This window comes from Opitutaceae bacterium (assembly GCA_015075305.1).
In the GTDB taxonomy this organism is placed as follows: Bacteria; Verrucomicrobiota; Verrucomicrobiia; order Opitutales; family Opitutaceae; genus UBA6669.
Genome location: JABTUS010000003.1, coordinates 113187 through 134215, shown reverse-complemented (window position 1 = coordinate 134215; position 21029 = coordinate 113187). Strand labels below are relative to the sequence as shown.

18 protein-coding genes are annotated in these 21029 nt (G+C 61.4%); 11 read left to right on the top strand and 7 right to left on the bottom strand.

Translation table 11 applies throughout. From position 1 onward, the window contains the following. Positions 1 to 69 precede the first annotated feature (69 nt). From HS122_07345 to HS122_07330, 4 genes are all read left to right on the top strand, one after another. Positions 70 to 591 carry a methylated-DNA--[protein]-cysteine S-methyltransferase gene (locus tag HS122_07345; GenBank protein ID MBE7538210.1) on the top strand — a complete coding sequence of 174 codons (522 nt, stop codon included), beginning with the start codon at positions 70 to 72 and terminating at the stop codon, positions 589 to 591. Positions 592 to 711: 120 nt separating this feature from the next. Continuing rightward, positions 712 to 3771, top strand: a complete 3060-nt coding sequence (locus HS122_07340; GenBank protein MBE7538209.1) for a DUF1553 domain-containing protein — start codon at positions 712 to 714, stop codon at positions 3769 to 3771. A gap of 25 nt (positions 3772 to 3796) precedes the next feature. After that, the gene (locus HS122_07335; GenBank protein MBE7538208.1) at positions 3797 to 5224 is read left to right on the top strand and encodes a DUF1501 domain-containing protein; all 1428 of its coding nucleotides are present in this window, start codon (positions 3797 to 3799) and stop codon (positions 5222 to 5224) included. 96 nt (positions 5225 to 5320) lie between these two features. Beyond that, positions 5321 to 7594: a hypothetical protein gene (locus tag HS122_07330; GenBank protein ID MBE7538207.1), complete on the top strand. Its 2274-nt coding sequence runs from the start codon at positions 5321 to 5323 to the stop codon at positions 7592 to 7594. 72 nt (positions 7595 to 7666) lie between these two features. On the opposite strand, the gene pdxY is transcribed toward HS122_07330, so the two are convergent. After that, positions 7667 to 8515, bottom strand: coding sequence for a pyridoxal kinase PdxY (gene pdxY, locus HS122_07325; protein MBE7538206.1), 849 nt, complete (start codon positions 8513 to 8515; stop codon positions 7667 to 7669). Between the two features lie 401 nt (positions 8516 to 8916). Between pdxY and HS122_07320 the strand changes: the two genes are divergently transcribed. Continuing rightward, positions 8917 to 9426: a hypothetical protein gene (locus HS122_07320; GenBank protein MBE7538205.1), complete on the top strand. Its 510-nt coding sequence runs from the start codon at positions 8917 to 8919 to the stop codon at positions 9424 to 9426. A gap of 117 nt (positions 9427 to 9543) precedes the next feature. Here the strand turns inward: HS122_07320 and HS122_07315 are convergent, their stop codons facing one another. Continuing rightward, entirely contained in the window at positions 9544 to 10386 is an 843-nt protein-coding gene (locus HS122_07315) for an isocitrate lyase/phosphoenolpyruvate mutase family protein (GenBank protein ID MBE7538204.1), read from the bottom strand. A gap of 132 nt (positions 10387 to 10518) precedes the next feature. Here HS122_07315 and HS122_07310 point away from each other — a divergent pair, with 132 nt between their 5' ends. Continuing rightward, positions 10519 to 10791, top strand: coding sequence for an Lrp/AsnC ligand binding domain-containing protein (locus HS122_07310; protein MBE7538203.1), 273 nt, complete (start codon positions 10519 to 10521; stop codon positions 10789 to 10791). Positions 10792 to 10813: 22 nt separating this feature from the next. Here the strand turns inward: HS122_07310 and HS122_07305 are convergent, their stop codons facing one another. Beyond that, positions 10814 to 11290, bottom strand: a complete 477-nt coding sequence (locus HS122_07305) for a carboxymuconolactone decarboxylase family protein (protein ID MBE7538202.1) — start codon at positions 11288 to 11290, stop codon at positions 10814 to 10816. 273 nt (positions 11291 to 11563) lie between these two features. Here HS122_07305 and HS122_07300 point away from each other — a divergent pair, with 273 nt between their 5' ends. Continuing rightward, entirely contained in the window at positions 11564 to 11704 is a 141-nt protein-coding gene (locus tag HS122_07300; protein MBE7538201.1) for a hypothetical protein, read from the top strand. Positions 11705 to 12133: 429 nt separating this feature from the next. Further along, the gene (locus tag HS122_07295) at positions 12134 to 12271 is read left to right on the top strand and encodes a hypothetical protein (GenBank protein MBE7538200.1); all 138 of its coding nucleotides are present in this window, start codon (positions 12134 to 12136) and stop codon (positions 12269 to 12271) included. Between the two features lie 107 nt (positions 12272 to 12378). Here HS122_07295 and HS122_07290 read toward each other — a convergent pair whose 3' ends face one another. Together HS122_07290 and HS122_07285 are read right to left on the bottom strand one after the other, a co-directional pair. After that, entirely contained in the window at positions 12379 to 13230 is an 852-nt protein-coding gene (locus HS122_07290) for a sterol desaturase family protein (GenBank protein ID MBE7538199.1), read from the bottom strand. Positions 13231 to 13317: 87 nt separating this feature from the next. Then, positions 13318 to 13545, bottom strand: coding sequence for a hypothetical protein (locus HS122_07285; protein ID MBE7538198.1), 228 nt, complete (start codon positions 13543 to 13545; stop codon positions 13318 to 13320). 352 nt (positions 13546 to 13897) lie between these two features. Here HS122_07285 and HS122_07280 point away from each other — a divergent pair, with 352 nt between their 5' ends. Both HS122_07280 and HS122_07275 read left to right on the top strand, forming a co-directional pair. Further along, positions 13898 to 14431 carry a sigma-70 family RNA polymerase sigma factor gene (locus HS122_07280; GenBank protein ID MBE7538197.1) on the top strand — a complete coding sequence of 178 codons (534 nt, stop codon included), beginning with the start codon at positions 13898 to 13900 and terminating at the stop codon, positions 14429 to 14431. Between the two features lie 8 nt (positions 14432 to 14439). Beyond that, complete coding sequence (locus HS122_07275; GenBank protein ID MBE7538196.1) at positions 14440 to 15486, top strand: FecR domain-containing protein; 1047 nt, start codon at positions 14440 to 14442, stop codon at positions 15484 to 15486. A gap of 1049 nt (positions 15487 to 16535) precedes the next feature. On the opposite strand, the gene HS122_07270 is transcribed toward HS122_07275, so the two are convergent. Next, the gene (locus HS122_07270; GenBank protein MBE7538195.1) at positions 16536 to 17651 is read right to left on the bottom strand and encodes an IS630 family transposase; all 1116 of its coding nucleotides are present in this window, start codon (positions 17649 to 17651) and stop codon (positions 16536 to 16538) included. Positions 17652 to 17722: 71 nt separating this feature from the next. On the opposite strand from HS122_07270, the gene HS122_07265 reads away from it, so the two are divergent. After that, entirely contained in the window at positions 17723 to 20500 is a 2778-nt protein-coding gene (locus tag HS122_07265) for a hypothetical protein (GenBank protein MBE7538194.1), read from the top strand. 104 nt (positions 20501 to 20604) lie between these two features. Here HS122_07265 and atpC read toward each other — a convergent pair whose 3' ends face one another. Further along, complete coding sequence (gene atpC / locus HS122_07260) at positions 20605 to 21015, bottom strand: ATP synthase F1 subunit epsilon (GenBank protein ID MBE7538193.1); 411 nt, start codon at positions 21013 to 21015, stop codon at positions 20605 to 20607. Between the last annotated feature and the right edge of the window lie 14 nt (positions 21016 to 21029).

Below are 21029 nucleotides of genomic sequence, written 5' to 3'. Positions count from 1 at the left end.
CCGGCTAGGATGATCCTCGCAGGAAGCGCGTTCGCGCGCCACACATCGATCCCTCACCGCCGGCACGCCATGCAACTCCATTCAAAATCCATCCCCTCCCCCGTGGGCCGGCTGACGCTGGTTGCCAGTGCCGAAGGCCTGACGGCCGTGCTTTGGGAAAACGAGCGGCCTGATCGCGTGTCGCCTGGCGGCGCCGCGGCCCGGGGCCGGAGCTCCGTGCTTCAGGCGGCGGAGCGTCAGCTCGGCGAGTATTTCTCGGGACGCCGGCGCGTGTTCTCGGTGCCCCTTGTGCCGTCCGGCACGCCCTTTCAACGGCAGGTGTGGAGTGCGCTTTCGACAATACCCTGCGGCGAGACGCGCAGCTATGCGCAGATCGCGCGACAGATCGGCCGCCCGCGCGCCGTGCGCGCCGTGGGTGCGGCGATCGGCCGGAATCCCCTCTCCATCTTCATTCCCTGCCACCGCGTGATCGGAGCCGACGGCTCGCTCACGGGTTTCGCCGGGGGACTCGCCATCAAGACCCGGCTGCTGGAACTCGAGGGCGTTGAACTCCGTCTGACACAAGCGGCGCACCCTTCCCGAAGGCCATGACAGGCGTCTCCTGGGAGGCGTTCGCCCTTGCCAGCGGCTTCATGAGCAGCAACGTGTCTGCACGTCTCGATGCCGCTTCGTTCCGTCCCCCGGGTACTCTCCGTCCCAGTTTGCCTCGCGTTGATCGCAAGCGCCCGCCTTTGCGCCGGCACGGCTGTTTCAGGCACGCCTGAATACCTGCGGTTCAATCGCGACATCCGTCCCATCCTTTCCGAAAACTGTTTCGCGTGCCACGGGCCCGACAAGGCCGCGCGCAAGGCGAAGCTGCGACTCGACATCCGCGATGTGGCCTTGGAGAAGGGTGCGTTCGAACCGGGCCAGCCGGACATCAGCGACGCCATCACGCGCATATTCTCAACGGATCCGGAGGAATTCATGCCGCCGCCGGACTCCAACCACAGCCTTACGCTCAAGCAAAAGGAAATGTTGAAGCGGTGGGTCGCCGAGGGCGCAAACTACGAGCCGCACTGGGCCTTCATTCCCCCCGTGCGCCCCCCTGCTCCAGCCAACGCACCGGGGTACAAGGGGATGAATCCGATCGACGCCTTCATTGCCGCGGGACTTGAACAAGCGGGATTTCAATTCTCACCCGAGGCCGACAAACGCACGCTGATCCGCCGCCTCAGCCTCGACCTGAAGGGGCTTCCACCAGATGCGGATGACGTCGAGGCCTTCCTGGCCAGTTCCGACAAGGACGCCTACGCAAAACTCGTGGAAAAGCTGCTCGCCTCCCCTCACTTCGGCGAACGCATGGCGATTCCCTGGCTGGATCTCGTGAGGTACGCCGATTCGATCGGGTTTCACAGCGACGTTCCCATCCAGGTCTGGCCGTATCGCGACTACGTGATCGACGCCTTCAATCGCAATCTGCCCTTCAACCAGTTCACGCGCGAACAGCTCGCGGGCGACCTGCTCCCCAACTCCACCATCACCCAGCGCGTCGCCTCCGGCTACAACCGCATTCACCGCATCAGCGTCGAGGGCGGCATCCAGGACAAGGAGTACCTAGCCAAGTATGCGGCCGACCGTGTGCGCACGACAGCGACGGTTTTCATGGGTGCCACCCTCGCCTGCGCGGAGTGCCACGACCACAAGTTCGATCCCTACACGGCCAGGGATTTCTACCGGTTGGCCGCGATCTTCTCCGACCTCAAGGAAAAGGGCGCGGGCGACGTCAGTCCGGGATTCACGCCGATAAACATCTCGGAGGAGCTCATCTTCCAGTCGGAATCCCAGAAGAAAAGAATTCATGAGCTGGATGCCGCCATCGAACAACTGAAGCAGGAAATCGCATCGGTCACCGATGAGCAGCTCGCGGCTGAACGCGTGGCCTGGGAGCAGCGGACCGCTGAGAATGTCAGGGAAGGCGCGCTCAAGTGGACTAAAGTGACCCCTGAATCGTTTCACTCGCCCTACGGCAGCACGCTCACGCTCGAGGATGACAAGTCGATCTTTGTCAGTGGCATCAACCCGCGCAACGACACCTACATTCTGACCATCCCGGCCACCCTGCCCTCGATTGCAGCCGTCAGGGTCGAGGGTGTTCCCGATCTGCGTCTCCCAGGCGACCAAATGTCGCGCTCAGGCTCATCAGCCTACATCTCCGAAATCGAGGTGGCGGAAACCGCGACAAAGGACCAACCCGGCAGGCGGCTCAAGGTCCTCAACGCGAGGGTCAGCAACTCCATTCAGCCCGGTTATCCGGCCTCCGCAGCCATCGACGGCAACTTCGACACATCGCTTTCCTTCGCGCGCAGGACCAGCGTCGCTGTCGCCATGGACCTCGCGGAGCCCTACACGGGCGGACCCGGTCGTTCTCTGAACATCACGGTGAGGCACTCCGGCCGGCATCCCTTTCAGAACCTGGGACGCTTCCGCATCACCGTGCACGCGCTGCCGGGAATCGACGCCTCGCCCGCTGGTCTGCCCACGCGCGTGCTGCAGGCGCTCAAGGCTCCGGAGGATGAGCGAACACCGGCGCAGAAGAAGGAACTGGCTGGTTACCATCGCATGGTCAGCCCCATGCTGGGCCGTCAGCAGGCCGAGCTTCTCGCGACAACCTCGATGCGCGACCAGCTTGTGCTGGACATCCCCACGATGCCGGTGTCGAAGAGCGTTCCACGCCGCACCATGCGCATTCTCCCGCGGGGAAACTGGATGGATGACAGCGGTGAGATAGTTGAGCCCGGTGTGCCGGCCTTCCTCAGGCAAATCAAACGCGAGGATGGCCAGCCGATGACGCGACTCGATTTCGCCGACTGGCTCGTTGCACCCGACAATCCGCTCACGGCGCGCGCCTTCGTGAACCGGCTTTGGCACCAGTTCTTTGGCGAGGGACTCTGCAGGACGCTGGAGGATCTTGGCACGCAGGGCGCCTGGCCGTCGCATCCCGAGCTGCTCGACTGGCTGGCCGTTGAGTTTCGCGAGAGCGGGTGGGACATGAAGCACATGGTGCGCCTGATCGTGAACTCCCGAACCTACCGCCAGGCCTCGGTCGCATCGTCGTTTGCCATGGAGCACGATCCGCTCAACCGGCTCCTCTCGCATCAGGCCCGCTTCCGGGTCGACGCGGAAATTGTTCGCGACAATGCGCTCGCGATCAGCGGACTGCTCGTTCCCACGATCGGAGGGAGAAGCGTTTTCCCGTATCAGCCCGCCGAATATTATGCCGCGCTCAACTTCCCATCGCGCGAATATGTCGAGGACGAGGGTGAAAACCTTTATCGGCGCGGCGTCTACACCCACTGGCAGCGCACGTTTCTCCACCCGAGTCTGATGGCGTTCGACGCCCCCTCGCGCGAGGAATGCACCGCCAACCGCATGCCGTCGAACACGCCCCTTCAGGCGCTGGTCCTGTTGAATGATCCGACCTACGTGGAGGCCGCCCGCGCGCTTGGTGTCCGCATGATGCGCGAGGGCGGAGATGACACCGCATCACGCATCACCTGGGCATTCAACCACGCGCTCACCCGGCCCCCGACGGCGCGGGAACTTGCGGTTCTGGACGCGTTTTTCGTCAGACAGCTCGCGCACTTTCAGAGCGATTCCAACGCGGCGGAGGAACTGCTCGGCGTCGGTGCAACCCGGCCGCCCTACAAGCTGCCGAAGGTGGAGCTCGCGGCATGGACGTCCGTCGGACGCGCCCTGCTCAACCTTCACGAAACCATCACACGCAACTAGGCGACCCCGCTCCGGAAAGATTCGCATGCACCTCTTTGATCCCCACGCACAAGCCGTCACACGCCGGACATTCCTCGGCCGCTCCGCCGCGGGCATCGGTTCTCTGGCGCTTGCCAGCCTGCTCAATCCGCGCCTGCTCGGCGGCGTCGCGCCGGCGGAGCATTGGCGCTGGATCATTCACCGGCTTCACCATCACGCTAAAATCAAGCGGGTGATCTACCTCTATCAGGCGGGCGGTCCATCGCATCTCGAAACCTTCGACTTCAAGCCGAAGCTCGCCGCGATGCACGGCAAGGGCATGCCGGAATCCTTCACCCAAGGGCAGCAGATCGCACAGCTTCAGGGCAGGGAGCTCAAGTGCTACGGACCACAGTTCGAATTCAAGCGCTATGGGAAGTCCGGACAGGAAATCTGCTCGCTCTTTCCCCACATCGGCAGCGTCGCCGACGACGTGTGCATCATCCGCTCGATGTACACGGAACAGATCAATCACGATCCCGCCCACACCTTCATGAACACGGGGTCCATCATCGCGGGGCGGCCCAGCATGGGATCCTGGCTGACCTACGGACTCGGCTCGGAGGCGGACGATCTTCCCGGATACATCGTTCTGATGTCCTCGGGCAACGGTGGCCAGATGCAGCCGATAGCATCACGCCAGTGGCACAGCGGTTTTCTCCCCAGCAAGTTCCAGGGGGTGAAGTTCCAGTCAAAGGGTGACCCCGTGCTGTACATCAAGAATCCGCCCGGTGTCACCAACCGCGACCAGAAGGACCTGGTCGACGTCGTCAATCAACTCAACCAGGCCGAGCATGATGCCGTTCAGGACCCTGAGATTCTCACGCGCATCAGCCAGTATGAGATGGCGTTCAGCATGCAGACCAGCGTCCCGGGCCTGATGGACGTGTCCGGCGAGTCCGCGAAGGTTCTGGAAGACTACGGCGCAAAACCCGGCGACGGCAGCTTCGCCTCGAACTGCCTGCTTGCCCGCCGTCTGGCCGAGCGCGGCGTGCGTTTCATTCAACTCTACCACCGCGACTGGGACCATCACGACGACGTCTCCCAGGTGAAATACAAGGCGGAGGAGGTAGATCGCCCGACCGCGGCGCTCATTCGCGATTTGAAGGAGCGCGGCATGTTCGACGAGACACTCATCATCTGGGGTGGCGAATTCGGGCGCACGCCGATGGCGCAGGGCAAGGGCCGCGATCATCACATCAAGGGATTCTCCATCATGCTCGCAGGCGGTGGCATCAAGGGCGGACTCAACTACGGCGCCACGGATGAACTTGGGTACAATGCGGTGGAGAATCCCGTGAGCGTGCACGACCTGCACGCCACCATGCTGCACCAGTTCGGCGTCGATCACACGCGCCTCACCTACCGATACCAGGGCCGCGACTTCCGGCTGACGGATGTGCACGGCATCGTGAAGAAGGACTGGCTGACCTGAAGCGGTCTCCTGCATGGACAGCCGCAGGCTCGCGTTGAACGAGCGCGGTGAATTCGCGTCGATTCATCGCGTCCGTCATGCTACGGATCGATGAACATGCTTCGCCTACCGGCATCCGCCATCACCGCCTTCGTTCTCGCGACCGCCCTGGCCCTTGCCGCAGCTCTGGTCGCCACGGGGAAACTGCTGCCCTCCGCGGACTCCGGTTCAAGACAAGCCACGGCGGCGGCTGAAAGGCCGTTCGGCTTGAGCGAGACCGGCAGTGCCGCACCCGGGGCCTCCGACCCCAAATTCAAAGGGGCTGTTTTTCTGGAAGCCGGCGACAGGTCAGTCTGGTTCGGCACCTATGTGGGCGGAGACGCCTACACGGGCACCGCGCTGAGCACGGAATTTTCAATTTCCGAATCCGAAATCGCCATCCCCATCATCGGATACCCGAGCTCGCCCGGCAACTCACTCGCCCTGGAGATCCTTGGGGCACAGGGGGACGTGGTCCACTCCATCACATGCCAGGCGCGCAACCCAAAGGAGTCCGTTGGAATCTGGTCGATCGACGTGAAGGCGTGGATCGGGCACCGGGCGCGTTTGCGATTGTTGGATGGCCTGACATCCATGCGCGGCTGGCTGGGTGCCGGACCGCCACTTCCCGGGCACCTCTGGCTGGCGAATGCCTCCACAAACTTTTCCGGGCTGCTCATCTCAACTCTCGCAATGATCGGTCTGCTCTTCATCCCTGGCGCTCTTCTCATCACCTGTTCCTCCCGCTTTCCCAGGCATGCCGCGCTGCTCCCCCTGCCAGGCTTGATGGCACTGGTCCTGGCAGGGTTGGGAGTCTGGGCCGGACTGCTCCCCCACTCTTCCGCAGCCTTCTCAGTCGTGACTCTCGGAATTGCCGCTCTCACAAGCGCGGGATTGGGAGTCCGATGGTGCAGGAAGGGTTCGCCATTTGGTTCCGCCGACCGTTCCCTGTTCCTGCTCTACGGCTGCATTTGCCTGGGATCCCTGGCGTTCGCCAGTCTTCCCCTGTCGATCCCTCAATCGTTTTCACCCGTATTCAAGCCCGATGGTGGATTCGTCACCTCAGAGCACGAGGGCGCTTCCGTGTTCCTGACGGCTCGCGACCTGTTCAATGGCGGACGGTTGAATTCGAATCAAGCCAGGCAGCCCAACGGCGAAAGCCTTCCAGCGTTCAGGAGTCCCCTTGTTCCCCTCGCAGTCGTTTCGCTCCTGTCGATTTTTCACGTGAATCCCGCGCAGCCAACCATGCAAACGGCGGGTGGATGGCCGCTCGATTCAGGCGGCTGGTTTCTTGGTCGCGCCTTCGGCATCCTGACAAACGCCTTCGTCATTCTTGGAGGCGCGTGGCTGGCGGTGTCGCTGGCACCGGAGGCCGGGCGTCGCTCAATGGCCTGGCTCTCGGTGGCTCCCGTTGTTCTTCTGAATGCCGACTCTCCCACTCCACTGCTGCTGGCGGCGTATTTCTCCATGCTCGCTGTCGCCAGCGGCCTCGCCGGAGGTTCGGTGTTTCTCGCCGCCGTTTTCTGCGCCCTGGCGGTCCTTTCCCATCTGACGGCGGGCATGTTTCTTCCGCCCATCATCGGGTTCCTGATGCTTCATGCCGCCGTGCCGCGCGATCGAAGTTCCGTGCGGCGCGTTGGAGTCGGCGCGGGGTACGGACTCGCCCTTCCGTTTCTGGTGCTGCTCATGCTCTCACCATGGATAATGCTCTCGTTCCGCGGCAGCGCGATGACGGAGGTCCTTGGCAGCCTTGCCGGCGATGGACACGGAATGAACCGCGCCGCGGATCCCGGCTCCTGGCTGATGGCGCGTGTATCCAACTTCTGGTACACGCTCATGCCGACCGCGGCATTCTTCTCCCCGTCATCGGCAGCCCCCCCGGAATTGCTGATGTCTTTTCCATTGCGATGGATCGACGGATATGTCCGGTCCCTGCCCGGAGGAGTCGGCCTTGTCGCCTTTCTTCTTTGCGTCCTGGTGGCCGCGGAACGCAAAACCGGTGTCCTGCAGTCCCTGTGGCGCTGGCTCGTCTGGGGGGCTCTCAGCCTGATGATCGTCGTCTGGGGAACCAGCGCGGACGGACTGGGCCGGCACGGACTGGAATCCATCGCCATCGCGCTGATTGTCGTCACCGCGTGCGCGCCGGGCGTCCAGGATCGCGTGTGGAAGTGGCTGATCATCGCAACAACCGTCGAAGCGCTTTCCCTGCGGGCAATCGGGATCTGCTTCTCGCGCTCATTTCGACCCAGCGCGCTCTCCGCGGAGACCCTGATCCTTTCAACAATCGTGGCACTCGCCACGATTGCCCCGCTCGGCTGGTACCTTTGGCAGCGACGGGTTCGATCGCATTGATCCGCCCAGCGACCCACGTAGCGTCTGCGAACTGCGGCGCCTGCGGGGGCGCACGTCCGGAAAGCCGGTTGTTCAAAGAGCTTCCACGTCGAAGCGATGCGTCGGCGAAACAAATTCATCCTGGGCCGTCACCGTCAGGATCTCCCGCGAGTTCGCCGCGGCTGTTCGTTTGAGAAGACCGTACACCGACGCACTCGCCCTGGCCAGCGCGTCAGCGACCGATCCGCCTCCCAGCCAGTGAACGAAAAACAGCGCGGCAATCGCATCACCCGCACCATTCACCGACACCGGCAGCCGGGGTGTGCGCACGCGAAACAGGCGTTCGGTGTCCGACGCCACCAGATCGATGCTGTCCTCCGGCGTCTCCTCGGTGTGAAGCGACGTCACGAGAATCACGCCCGGCCCCAGATCGTGCACCGCAGCGATCGCCTTTCGTGTTGCAGCGAGCGTTCGCGTCTCGAAACCCGACAGAAAATCAAGCTCCCAATGGTTCGGCGTGATCACATCGGCGGATGGCACCGCCCTGGATTTCATGAACTCGGGGATTCCGGGACGCACAAACACCCCGCGCCCGACATCGCCGATGACGGGATCGCAGCAATAGCGCGCCCGCGGATTGGCCGCCCTGACCTTGGCAACCGAACCGAGGATCGCCTCTCCGATGTCGGATGACCCCATGTAACCCGAAAGCACTCCGTCGCAGGAGCCCAGCACGCCGCGCATTTCAATGCCTTCGACGCATTCCTCAATCATGCCTCCATCGAAAACGCGGCCCTTCCAGGCGCCATATCCGGTGTGATTGGAGAACTGGACGGTATGGATCGGCCAGACCTCGTGTCCGAGTCGCTGCATCGGAAACACCGCCGATGCATTGCCAACATGCCCGTACGCAACATGCGACTGGATCGAGAGGATGTTCATTTCGAAGAAGTAGAAGCGTGTTTCCCCATATGAAAATCCTCAAAGTGAGCATTCCCGCGCCCCGCGACCTGCCAGCCTCCATTTTTGCCTGCACCCTCTCTCCTCCCTCTTTGCTTGCATTCCCCCCCCCCGCTGGAATCCCCCCCCTCCGCACGAGGGGCATGCTTTGTCATGCCCAGGGGACGCGCGTTGGTTCACAACGCCGGACATCTCGCAGTCGACCCTTCCATGAGGCCAAACCAGGATCCGCTGTCCAACGTAGGTAATTCATCTTAGACATGCATGCTTGCACCAAGGAAACTCCAAGGACTCCCTAGGACCGGAGCCTGCAATGGATTGACTCCTTCAGCCCCTGCCCTTTCCAGCCGAATAATGACTTTGCAATGGTCGAATCGCCAAACTTGCCGACACCAGAGGAAATCCACGCGCTCTTCTGGCTGATTTTTGACACGCTGGAGGATGAGGTTCGCGATGTATTGCGCCGCTGGTGGGCACGGTATGATGCCGAGGCACCGAAAATCGTGACAGATCCAGGCGCATTCGCCACGGATGTCACCTACATGGCCGGTTTCGGCACCACCATTCAACTTCGCATCGATCGACTGGCGGACCGCAAGCATTCCCTTCTGCGTGCCTTCTATCATGAGCTGGCGCACTTTTATATCGCCGCGGTGGGACAGCACGCTCCGGCCGAATATGACAACCGCCGGGATGTCCATGAAAGCGGAGCCACAAAGCTCACAAAGCGGTTCACGGATGAACTCAAGCGCTCGCCGTTGAAAAGAAAAGCGCTGCGCGCGCACCCCCTGATCGAGCGCTTCAATCGCGTGTTTGATTTTTCCCCGCTGTACATCGGAGATCGCGTCTTCGCCGCGCGGCTGGCCTCCGAGTGGGCCAGTGAGGCCCGGTAACGCCGACCATTCCCCAGTCAGCGCGTCGCGAATTCGCTTTGAACGCGCATCATCCCGCGTTCATCCGGTTCGATCCGTGGTTCCTCTCCGGTCTGCATCACCATCTGTGGCGCAATCTCATTTCCGGTTGAAAAGAGCGTTCACGGCAGCATGCGTGAAATCGCCTTGTTCAAGCGGGCTCGACTCACCACGGGCGCGCATGTCCTTTGCCATGCTCCAAACCAACGGCAGCGTGGCGCGCATCATTGCACTGCCAAAGGTCACCCGTCGCACACCGATCCGTTCGAGTTCGGCGATCGCCGGAGCCCCGTGCCCCGCCATGATGTTCACCGGGCAGCCCACATCACGAACGAATCGCGAGATGGTTTCACAATCTCTCAATCCAATCGGAAAGATCGAGTCCGCTCCCGCCCCACAGTAGGCCCGGGCGCGCTCCACGGCCTGATCAAGCAGGCCTGCGGGATCGCCGGGCGCTGCCCGCAGGAAAACATCCACCCGCGCATTGATCACGAGAGGAATGCCTGCGGACAACGCGACCTCGCGCACCGCTCCAATGATCTCGGCCTGATCCGCAGTTTTCGCGAGCGGCCGACCGGCACCCCGGCCATCCTCAAGATTGACCCCCACCACACCGGCTGAAATGGCCTGCCGCATGACCTCCGCGATTTCACCCGCCGATTGCCCGTATCCAGCCTCGAGATCGGCCGTCACCGGCACGGCAACCGTTTCCGCAATGCGGCCGACCAGCAGCAGCATTTCGCCGGCGCTGACATGCTGTCCGTCCGCATAGCCGAGTACGGCCGCCACGCCACCGCTGGTCGTGGCTATCGCGGGAAAGCCCGCCTCCTCGAAGAGCCGGGCGCTTGTGCAGTCCCAGGCATTCGGCAGCACAAGGATTCCAGGCCCCTGGTGAAGGTCCCGAAGCCTCGTCGCCCGGACGCGTTGTTCGTTTGAATTCATGATTCTGGTTGTTCGTCAAACGGCACGCGGCCCCCGGTCGCGCGCCGCCCGCATGGGTCCGGCGACCCCGCTGATCTCCCGGCAGGGCCGCCCCGGCTTGCGTTGGCTGCAGGAATGTTTCATGGAAGCGTCATGCCAACCGCCATCGTCATGTTGAAGATTGACCACCGCAAAGTGACGGGTACCGCCGAAAAACTGCTCGAGATTCCTGACATTGCGGAAGTCTACTCGGTGTCTGGTCGTTTCGATCTGATTGCGGTCATCAGGTCCGAATCGGTGGACAAGATCGAATCAGTGATCACGGATGCGCTGCTCAAGACGGAGGGCATTGTCGAAAGCGAGACGATGTTCGCGTTTCGGAGCCTCGACAAACGGGAAGGTGGAAGGGCGATCGATCTCGATTGATGCGCGACGGAGGAGGAATCCATCACGCTCCGCCGTGCGGTCGCTTCCCAGGAGGCTGATACGTGCCCGCCTCCTTGCGAAAGGCGATCGCGAGACGGTTCCAGCCGTTGATCGCAACAATGGCCATGGTCAGGTTCACGAGTTCCGGCTCATCGAAATGCCGGCGCACCTCCTCGTAGGCATCATCGGACACATGGCTTTCGCTGACCAAGGTCACCGCTTCGGTCCATGCCAGGGCCGCGCGCTCCCGCGCATTGTAGTAGGGTGCCTCACGCCAGGCACTCAGACCGTAGAGCCGCTGTTCGGTTTCACCGGCGGCGCGGGCATCCTTCGTATGCATGTCAAGGCAGAAGGCGCATCCGTTGATCTGCGAGGCCCGCGTCTTGATGAGTTCGAGCAGTGAGTGGTCAAGGCCGGACTGGCGCACATGGGTTTCCAACGCGCGCATCGCCTCGACGCCCTTCGGTGATACCGCGGCGTAGTTCAGACGTTCTTTCATGACAGCACAAGGTCGGCTGACCCTCAGTGATGTCAAATGGTGCGAATGCAGCACCCTGGCCCGTCGCGTCGATAGGTCGTTTACGCGACATCATTGTCGCCAGACCTTACACATCGCCTGGTTTGTCAATACCTGGCACCTGGCGATCGAATTGTGTTAAGCCGTGCATGTGAGCTAGTTGGACACCACTAGCGAACTCGCCAACGCAACGGCGCAATTTATGCTACCAGTAGTACGTTAGTTCGTCTAAACAATCCCAAAACTGTTACTGCTATGATATACGTTGCTCTTCATCTTGCGCAGACAGTGCCAAACAATGTTCCGGACTCAAACATCGCGACCGCGCTGCTGCTCGGCATCGGTGCCTTGGGTCTGGGCCTCTTCGCACGCTTCATCAAGAGCCTCCGCAGATAGCATCTGCGCTGGTTCGACCTGAATTCAGAGCCATCCAAGATTCATCTCGAATGGCTCTTTTATTGGTTTCCTCATCTCCACGAAGCTTCTCCACCGCCCCCGATTTATCCCGCTGACAGGTGAGCCCCGCTTCCGAACAACCACCCCCGAGTTCGCAATCCTAAGTTCACGAAAACATTCAAGCCGGTGACATCATTGATCGCATTTCTTGCGGCGGCCCCCGCGCAAACAGTCCCTGACTCAAACACCGCGACCGCGCTGCTTGTGGGAGCAAGTGCCCTGGGTCTGGGCCTCTTCGCACGCTTCATCAAAAGCCTCCGCAAATAGTTTCCCCGCGCCCACCGCGTTTTCACGCGGTTGGCAGCGACAAGTTGGCTTCCAGCAAATGGTGCCAGACTTTGCATCACAGCCCCCGAAATCATCCCGTCCATGACATCATTCATTCTTCAGCTCGCGACAAACGGCGTGCACGTTCCCGATACCAACATCGCTACCGCGCTTTTGGTGGGAGCTGGTGCGCTGGGTCTCGGCATCTTCGCACGCTTCATCAAGAGCCGCCGCAAATAGCCTTTCGCGCAGGTTAGCCATGCATTCAAAGCCATCCGGATTCGTTCCGGATGGCTTTTCATTTTGTCGCCCGCCGACCCTCCACCCGGCCTGCGCCGGGCCAAGCTTCACTCGGGCCGCGTGGACGCCCGTGATTTGGCGGCGTCCGCACGGCGGCGACGCTTGCGGGGAAAGAAGGGCTCCCACAACCGAGCCCAGATGCCGCCCGGAAAGGCACCGGCATCCTTCAGGCCAAGGCGATCAGGCGACATCCTGCCGGCCGGCCAGTGGGCGGTTCCAAAAATCCAGTCCCACAGCACAAGGGTTACGCCAAAATTCTGTCCATGCTCACCATGCATTTCGACATCGTGATGCCAGGCGTGGAATCGCGGCGAACTGACGACATACCGGAGGATTCCCCAGTCAAAGTTGAGATTGGCGTGACTCAGTTCGGAGATCAGGAGCGAAAACACGAGCATCCAGAAAATGACCGCGGGCTCCACCCCAAGCACGACCAGCGGGAGATAGATGATCATCTTGTAGATGATGACCTCGAACCAGTGAGAGCGAAACGTCGCAACCCAGTCGAGAACCTCGACGCTGTGATGGAGCCTGTGAAACCGCCACAGCCAGCGATGACTGTGAAGCGCCCGGTGAATATTCCATTCCAGGAAGTCCTTGACCAGAAGAGCGACGGCAAACTGGGCCCAGAACGGCCAGCTCGCAATGAGCTTCAACGTATCGGGTCGCTCCAGGCCAATGTGAAGGAAGGCCCGATTGAGCCATTCGGCGACATGCACGGATGCGAGCGCGAGCATCCAACTCACATACTGCACATTAAAAACCATCCAGAAAAGATCCTGAACAAAACCGGGCCGAAGCACCTCCTGGGTGCGCGACCGTGGCGCCAGGCGCTCCAAGGCGAACACGCAGGCGGAAACCAGCAGAAGCCAGAAATAATACTGCAGGTACAGGGGCACGGCGGAGGAATAAAAAAACCGCGGCTGAAATTCAACCGCGGTTCGAATTCAAGGCTGGAGCTTCGTCGGGACGAAGCGCGTGCAGGTCTAGCTGGGATTCTTTCCGCCGCACTTCTCGCAGTTCTTGCCTTCCTTTGCAGCCTCAACGCAGCAGGCGTGCGTGCAGGTCTCGCCCTTCTTGACAGCGGTCACGCAACACTTGGCTTTCTTACCCTTGGCGGCCGCACCGGCAGGCTTGCCTGAATCAGCAGCATAAGCGCTCAGGGCAACCGCACCTGCCGCAACAATGGGAAGTAGTAATTTGAAGAATTTCATTTGGTTTGATAACTGAGTTCGTCCACACGATCCCCCAAAAGGATCGGCAACTCAAGCGGTTTTGCATAAGTGCGTGTCCATGCAACCATAACCGACACTGTTAGATATTTCAGGACAATGTCTTAAGTAACTTATTCTATCGCATCCACCCTGGGCCAACCATGCGCCAGAGAACGCAGGACTACGCACAGCATGACTGAACCACCACACGACCTTCATGTTCGCAAACCTGCGACCCGCACGCTCCAGCCAAGGCTCGTTTCGCACTCTTCCCGCAATGCACAATTGAAGTCACGGTCCAACCATGGAATCATCCTAACGGAAGCTGCACGGTCATTCGTTAATACCAGCGATGCCCCTCCCCGAATCAGATCAGACCCGTTGGTTCGTTGCTGAAGTCCAGCCGCATGTGCCAGCGCTGCGTGCCTGGCTGCGGGGAAAGTATCCGGTGCTCACGGACATCGACGATCTGCTGCAGGAGACTTTCGTGCGTGTACTCCAGATGCACGCCCACGACCCCGACCGCATCTACGCGGTCAAGCCCCTGCTTTTCACGACGGCCCGCAATCTCGCTCTGGACGAGCTTCGTCGCATGCAGGTGCTCAAGCTCGACAGCCTGCCCGAAGCCGAGAACGAGCAGATGGCCGAGGACCGTCCGGGGGTATCGGACACGGTCGGCCGGAACCAGGAACTGCAGCTCCTGACCGAGGCCATCCAGGCATTGCCGCAGCGCTGTCGCCAAGTCCTCACCCTGCGAAAAATCTACGGCCTGCCGCAAAAGGAGATCGCCCGCCAGCTCGGCATCACAGAGCACACCGTGGAAGCGCAGGTTGTCATGGGCGTGAAGCGCTGCACGGCGTTTCTCGCCAGATTCGGCCTGCCCTAGGAAGCACCATGAACGCATCAGATTCCTCCTCCCAGGATGATGGCGCTCTGACGCATGAGGCGGCCGTTTGGCTCGCCCGGCGCGACCGCGGACTGAGCGCGGCCGAGCAGGACGCCTTCCTGCAATGGCTCCACGAGGACAGCCGTCACCGGGAGGCATTGGCCAGGCTGGACGGCACATGGACTTCCTTGGACTCGCTGACACAGTGGCAGCCGGAGCACAGCGCTCATCCCAACCCCGACCTGCTGGAGCCGAAGCAGTTTCGAAGGCGGCATTTCCTTCGCGCCGGCCTGCTCACCGCAGGTCTGGCCGCAGCCATCACCGCAGGTCTGTGGACGCGGTTCATGCCTCAACCCGTCTCCATGCAAAATGAAGCGGCTGCATCCGCTTCGCCCGGTCTTCATGTGATACCCGGCCCGGATCGTCTGGAGCTCCCGGATGGATCCATCGCAGACACCCGATTTGGCAGCCATATCGAAGTCGCCTTCACTGAGCACGAGCGACGCGTGCGCCTGCTTGAAGGCGAACTGCATGTGGAGGTGACCAAGAACCCGGCGCGCCCCTTCATCGTTGAAGTCGACCGCGCTGCCGTGCGTGCACTGGGAACAGCCTTTGCCGTGCGACGCGGCGCCGATGCCATCGATGTGCTGGTGACCGAGGGTCGCGTGCAGCTTGAACCCTCGCGGGCCGGTGAACTCCAGAAAGCGCAAACCACCGCTCTGGTGGCGGGCCAGCGAGCTCGCGTTGACACGACCTCACCGGATGCGCCGCCGCTCGTCACCCAAATCAGTCCTGCGGAGATCGATCGCGAACTCGCCTGGAGAAGCGTAAGACTGGAGTTCGAAAGCCTTCCGCTGTCAGCCGTCGTCGCGGAGTTCAACATGCGCAACCGGCGGCAGCTTAACATCGGAGATTCCATCGCAGGAAAAGTCCGCGTGGCCGGAACCTTTCGCGCCGATCAAGTGGAAGTGTTCGCACGCCTTCTGGAGGCCAGCTTCGGCATCGAGGTGGACAGACCGGCCGATGGCCCATGGGTGCTGAGAAAGCGGGAATAGCACCCGTGCGCCGGAGAGCCTGACGCACGAACAAATCATAGGCTCCCGAAAAACTTGAAAATCGGCCTAACGGAAACGCCTCCCCCGCTCGTTAGCGCCAGAGACGGCGTTCTCATCGTGCAATCCCTCCCTGTTTCCCTCAATGTCACCCCATGACCCCTTTCGGCCGCCACGCGCGGCTTAGTCGACGTGCACTGGTGGCAACCTGTGTATTCTTTTGGATCGCATGGGCCGCCAGAGCCGACCCGACAAAAAGAACCTTTCGTCTGCCGGAAGGCGACGCTGCCGTCACCCTTCAGCAGTTCGCTCGGCAGGCGGGCGAACAGATCGTCTTCCCGGTGGACTTGGTGCGGGGTGTGCGAACCAAATCCGTCCGTGGCAGCTTCACCCCGCGTGCAGCACTGGACCAGATGGCCGCCGGCACGGATCTGATAATAACACAGGACGAAACCACCGGCGCCCTCACCGTAGGCAGACACACTCCCCTCCCCCACAAAAAAACCTCAGATATCACCCATCCCCCCATGCATCCGATTTCAAACCCCATTCGACCCATGAAGAAAAAGAACCTGCTCGCCAGCCTGTTCGCAGGATTGCTGGCGGTATCCGTCAGCCCGGCCGATGCACAACAAGTCAATCCCCCCCTGCCAAAGGAGGAGGTCATCGAGCTGTCTCCTTTCACCGTCTCCTCCGAGCAGGACAAGGGATATGTCGCAACATCCTCCCTCGCAGGCACGCGCATACGCACGGATCTGAAGGACATCGCGAGCCCCATCTCCGTGGTGACACGCGAGTTCATGCAGGATGTCGGCGCGACGGGACCCGTCGGTCTGCTTGTCTACACCGGGAACACGGAGGCGGGCGGTCTCGGCGGAAACTATTCCGGCGCGTCAATCGGCAGTCCGGCCATCTTTACCGGCGTCACGCGGAACCCCCAGACAAACAACCGCGTGCGCGGCCTGGCGCGCGCCGATCTCACGCGCGATTACTTTCCAACCGCGATCGTCTTCGACAGCTACTGTTCTGTCGCGGAAATGACTATACATATATCATGCGGCCTTCTTGCGCGGCTTTCGCCGGGTGCAACCGGGCTGGATGGCCTCGAGCCGGCGACGACAGCGTTCGATCCTGGCAAGGATGTCCTCCGCCTTGGCGGTCCAAACAAATGGCGTGGGCTCCTGGTTCCATTGCTCGATGAAGCGGGTGATCGAGTTGATCAGATCGGGAACACTGGAGAAGCTGCCGCGACGCACCGCCTTGCCGGTGAGTTCGGCAAACCAGCGCTCCACCAGATTGAGCCAGCTCGAACTGGTGGGAATGAAGTGCAGTTTGAAGCGTGGACGCCGGGCGAGCCAGCGCTGCACCCGCTCGTGTTTGTGGGTGCCGTAATTGTCGACGATAAGATGGAGCTCGTCCGCCTCGGCATATTCCGCGTCGATTTGTCGCAGGAACTTCAGGAACTCGATGTGCCGGTGGCGCGGGAAGCAGTGGCCGCTGATCTTGCCGGCGGCCACGTTCAATGCGGCAAACAGCGTGGTCGTGCCATGGCGCACGTAGTCGTGCGTCCAGGTGCCGCAGCGACCGCGCTTCAGCGGCAGGCCTGGTTGCGTGCGATCCAGCGCCTGAATCTGGCTTTTCTCGTCCACGCAGAGCACCACCGCGTTTTGCGGTGGGTTGAGGTAAACGCCCACCACATCGAGCAGTTTGGGCACAAACTGTGGATCGCGGGAGAGTTTGAACGTCTCCTGTCGGTGCGGCTGCAACCCATGCTCCTGCCAGATACGCGCGACTGTGCTCGCATGCACGCCCTGCGCCTTCGCCAGGGTTCGCGCGCTCCAGTGCGTCCGCCCCGGCGGCTTCGTGTGCAGCGTCGCTTCGACGATCCTTTTCGCCAGCCCTCGGCGCGGCTTGCGCCCGCGGCCATTCGCCACGTCCCACAATCCTTGCGGACCTGCGGACACAAAGCGCTGGCGCCACAGCCGGCAGGTGTGCCGGTTCACCTCCAGCTCCTCCGCAATCGTGGCATCGTCCAGCCCTTCGGCCTTGCGCAAAATGATCCGGCAGCGCTTCACCACCTGCTGGGGCGTACCGTGCGCGCCCACCCAGCGCTCCAAAACGCCACGTTGGTCTGCCGTGACCGTCAGAATCGTCGGTTTCCTGCTCATGCTTGCAGGTTGAACGATAACGACTTTTAAGTCTAGTCATTTCAGCAACAGAACACTACAACACCTCGCGGGTGGAAATCAACCGCGGACCCAATGCCACCCTGTTCGGCCTCGGCAGTCCCGGCGGCATCATCAACAGCCAGTTGATCCGTCCAACAATGAAGAATGCCGCTTCACTGGAGTTCTCCATGGATCAGCATGGCTCATCCCGGGCGGTCCTGGATATCGACAGGCTTGTGATCCCTGGACGACTCGCCGTCCGCATTGCGGGGCTCAATGAAAGGCAGCAATTCGAGCAGAAATTCGCCTACGAGCGCGACAGGCGGCTTTACGCGGTCATCCATTTCTCCCCATTCAAGAACGGGATCCTTCACGCCAGCTTTGAGAAGGGTGCCGTCGACGCAAACAGGCCGCGCATGGATGCTCCCCGCGACAACCTTACCCGTTGGTGGAGCCCGGCATTCAACAAGATCACGCACAGTCCCGGGACCGTCGAGTTCAACACCATCAACCGCGATCTTCTCCGCGCCCCTGGCGAATGGTTCGAGCAGCCGGCTGTTGTCTACGAATCCAACGGTGCCCTAGTCCCGGCGCGCATGATGTACGCCTGGAATCTCCTTGTCGGAGTCCCTCGCACCCCTGGCGGCAACCCCACGCTGGGGTTCCAGGCCAACATGGTCTCCATCACGAAGGGAGACCAATGGTATCCATCGGCTACGGCAAGGGCGCTCGGCATCAAGCACGGTTCATTCTACTCCGATGATGTAATCGGCGACACTTCGATCTTCGACTGGCGCAAGAATCTGCTGGACGGCCCGAACAAAAAGGAATGGGAGGATTTCCATGTCGCCAACATCAGTTATGACCACAACTGGACGCATCCCCTGGGTTCCTTCGGCGTGGAAGGGGCGTTCAGCAGCGAAGTCATGACGCGCAGCTTCTTCGACATGTTTCCCGGCGGGCGCGGTTACCAGATCAACATCGATGTCAACACCACCCTCCCCTGGGGAGCCCCCAATCCGAACTTCGGCCGTCCGTTCATCGCCTCCAGCAATACGCGCGGCACAACAAGATCAGAACAGACCAGCGAACGCCTGACCACCTATCTTGAGCTGGACTTCGCCCGGAACACCAAGCGGCTCCAGTGGCTCGGCCGGCACAATCTCACCGGGTATGTCAACCGCTACGACATCAAGGAGCGAAATCTGTCAGGATCCAACTCGCTGGACTTGGAATGGACCCAGGCCAATCGGGCGTTCGTCAATCCTGCTAGCGCCCGCGACGACATAAATTCCTCCAACGGCCTTGCGCGCACCGCGGTCTACATCGGCCCGAGCCTGGCCCAACTTAGCAGCCCGACTGCAGTCAATCTCCAGGGAATCCAGACCGAACTGAAACCCGAGACCGTCACCGGTTGGTATTGGGATCGCGACAAGAAGTCATTCGTCACGCGGGAGGCGAAGGTGTCCAGCGCCCTGAATGACGATGTGTTTTACCGGACACTCACCGCTGGTTCCCTCTCCCGGCAGGTCATCGACTCCAAAGCGGTGATTTATCAGGGGCGGCCATTGAAGCAGGAATGGATCGTGGCAACCATCGGCTGGCGCAACGATCGCGTGAAGGACTATCGGAACAACGGTGGTCAGGACGTGCGTGACACGTACAACTTCGTCGACCTCAACAATCCGTTGTTTCGATATCCTGACCAGCCCGGGTCAATCTTTGAGGAAAGCATCTGGAGCAGGGGATTTGTCGTGCACAAGCCGCCGTTTCTTCGTTTCCCGAAGGGCATCGATTTTTCAGTTCACTACAGCAAGTCCCAGAACTTCCAGCCGGCCGACGCGCGCATCGACATCTACGGCACGCCCATCGCACCTCCCGGAGGCGAGACCGAGGACCGCGGCTTCAGCCTCGAGCTGCTGGACGGAAAGCTGCAGGCGCGCTTCAACTGGTACACGAGCGCCTCCAACCGCGCATCGCTGGGGCTGAGCGGCACGCTGATTGACGTTGATGCCCGCATCATCCGCTACAACACGCCCGCGCAGCTCGCCGCGGCAGGATGGAAGGGACCGTCCCAAACGGTGAAAGCGCTCGTCAACTGGCAGGAAGTCCAGACGCCCTCGCAGGTCAGCGGAGTCAATGTGACCTACCAGCTGCCCGGAAACATGTCCGACACTCAAAGCACGGCTTCAAAAGGCTTCGAATTTGAGAGCGCCTACAACCCAACCAGCAACTGGCGCATCGCATTCAACGTAAGCCAGCAGAAGGCGAAGCGTGCGAACATCGCTCCAGTCACCCGAAGGTATGCAGCGGAGCGGATCGGTGAATGGACAAGCGGCGCCACGGGCAACCTGCTGTCCGATGAATCCGGCGAATCTCTAAAGGTTCGTGTTTACGAACGGTTGCTCAACGACGTCAACTCCCTTGCTGCGCGCGAGGGCCAATATGTGTCCGAACTGCGCGAATGGCGCTGGAATCTGATAACCAACTACACCTTCGACCGCACCTCGCGCTTTCATGGCTGGAACATCGGCGGCGCGGCGCGCTGGCAGGACAAGGTCGGCATCGGCTACCCGATCATCGATGCCCAGGTGGAGGGCAAGACACTGGAGGTGCCGGATCTCGCCAAGCCGTATATGGGACCGTCCGACTTCAAGGTGGACGCATGGATTGGTTACAGCCGGAAACTATGGAACAATCGGGTACACTGGAACGTGCAGCTCAACATTCGCGACGTCCTCGACGAGGACGACCTTGTCCCGGTCATGGCTCAACCCGATGGATCCATTGCCGCGTGGGTGGCGCCGCAGGGCAGGATTTTCACCCTGCGCTCGACCTTTGCCTTCTGAGGTCCGCTGAGTGCGTTGAATTCACCCGTGGGACGAAGGTGCTCCGCGGGTGTTCCGCGCAGGCGGCAAACTGCGCCGCAGCGCGACAGTGGGAACGGAACGGGCTAGTTCCGGCGGCGGGACTTCGCCGTCAACTGAGCCACCGCGAAGCGTATCACACCCTCGAGGCGTTCGATCTCTCCAGGATCCAGATCACTGCTCGCCAGCAGCGCAGCCTGGGCCCGCTTGCGGGCCTCCTCGACCGCATTGACATCGATCTTCTCCTCCGTGATCGCGCTTTCCGCGAGAACCGAGACCCGGTCACCCTGCACCTGCGCGAACCCCTTGCCGATCACGAGCAGCTCCGTCACGCCGTTTCTGGCAACGCGCAGCTCCCCTTCCTCGACCTGCGTAAGCAGCGGAATATGACCCGGAAGAATGCCGATCTCTCCATCGACGGTGGGAATGACCACTGTCTCGACGGTATCCGAATAAACCCGGGCTTCAGGGGTGACGATCTCGAGTGCTAGCGGCATGTGAAAACAGGGAG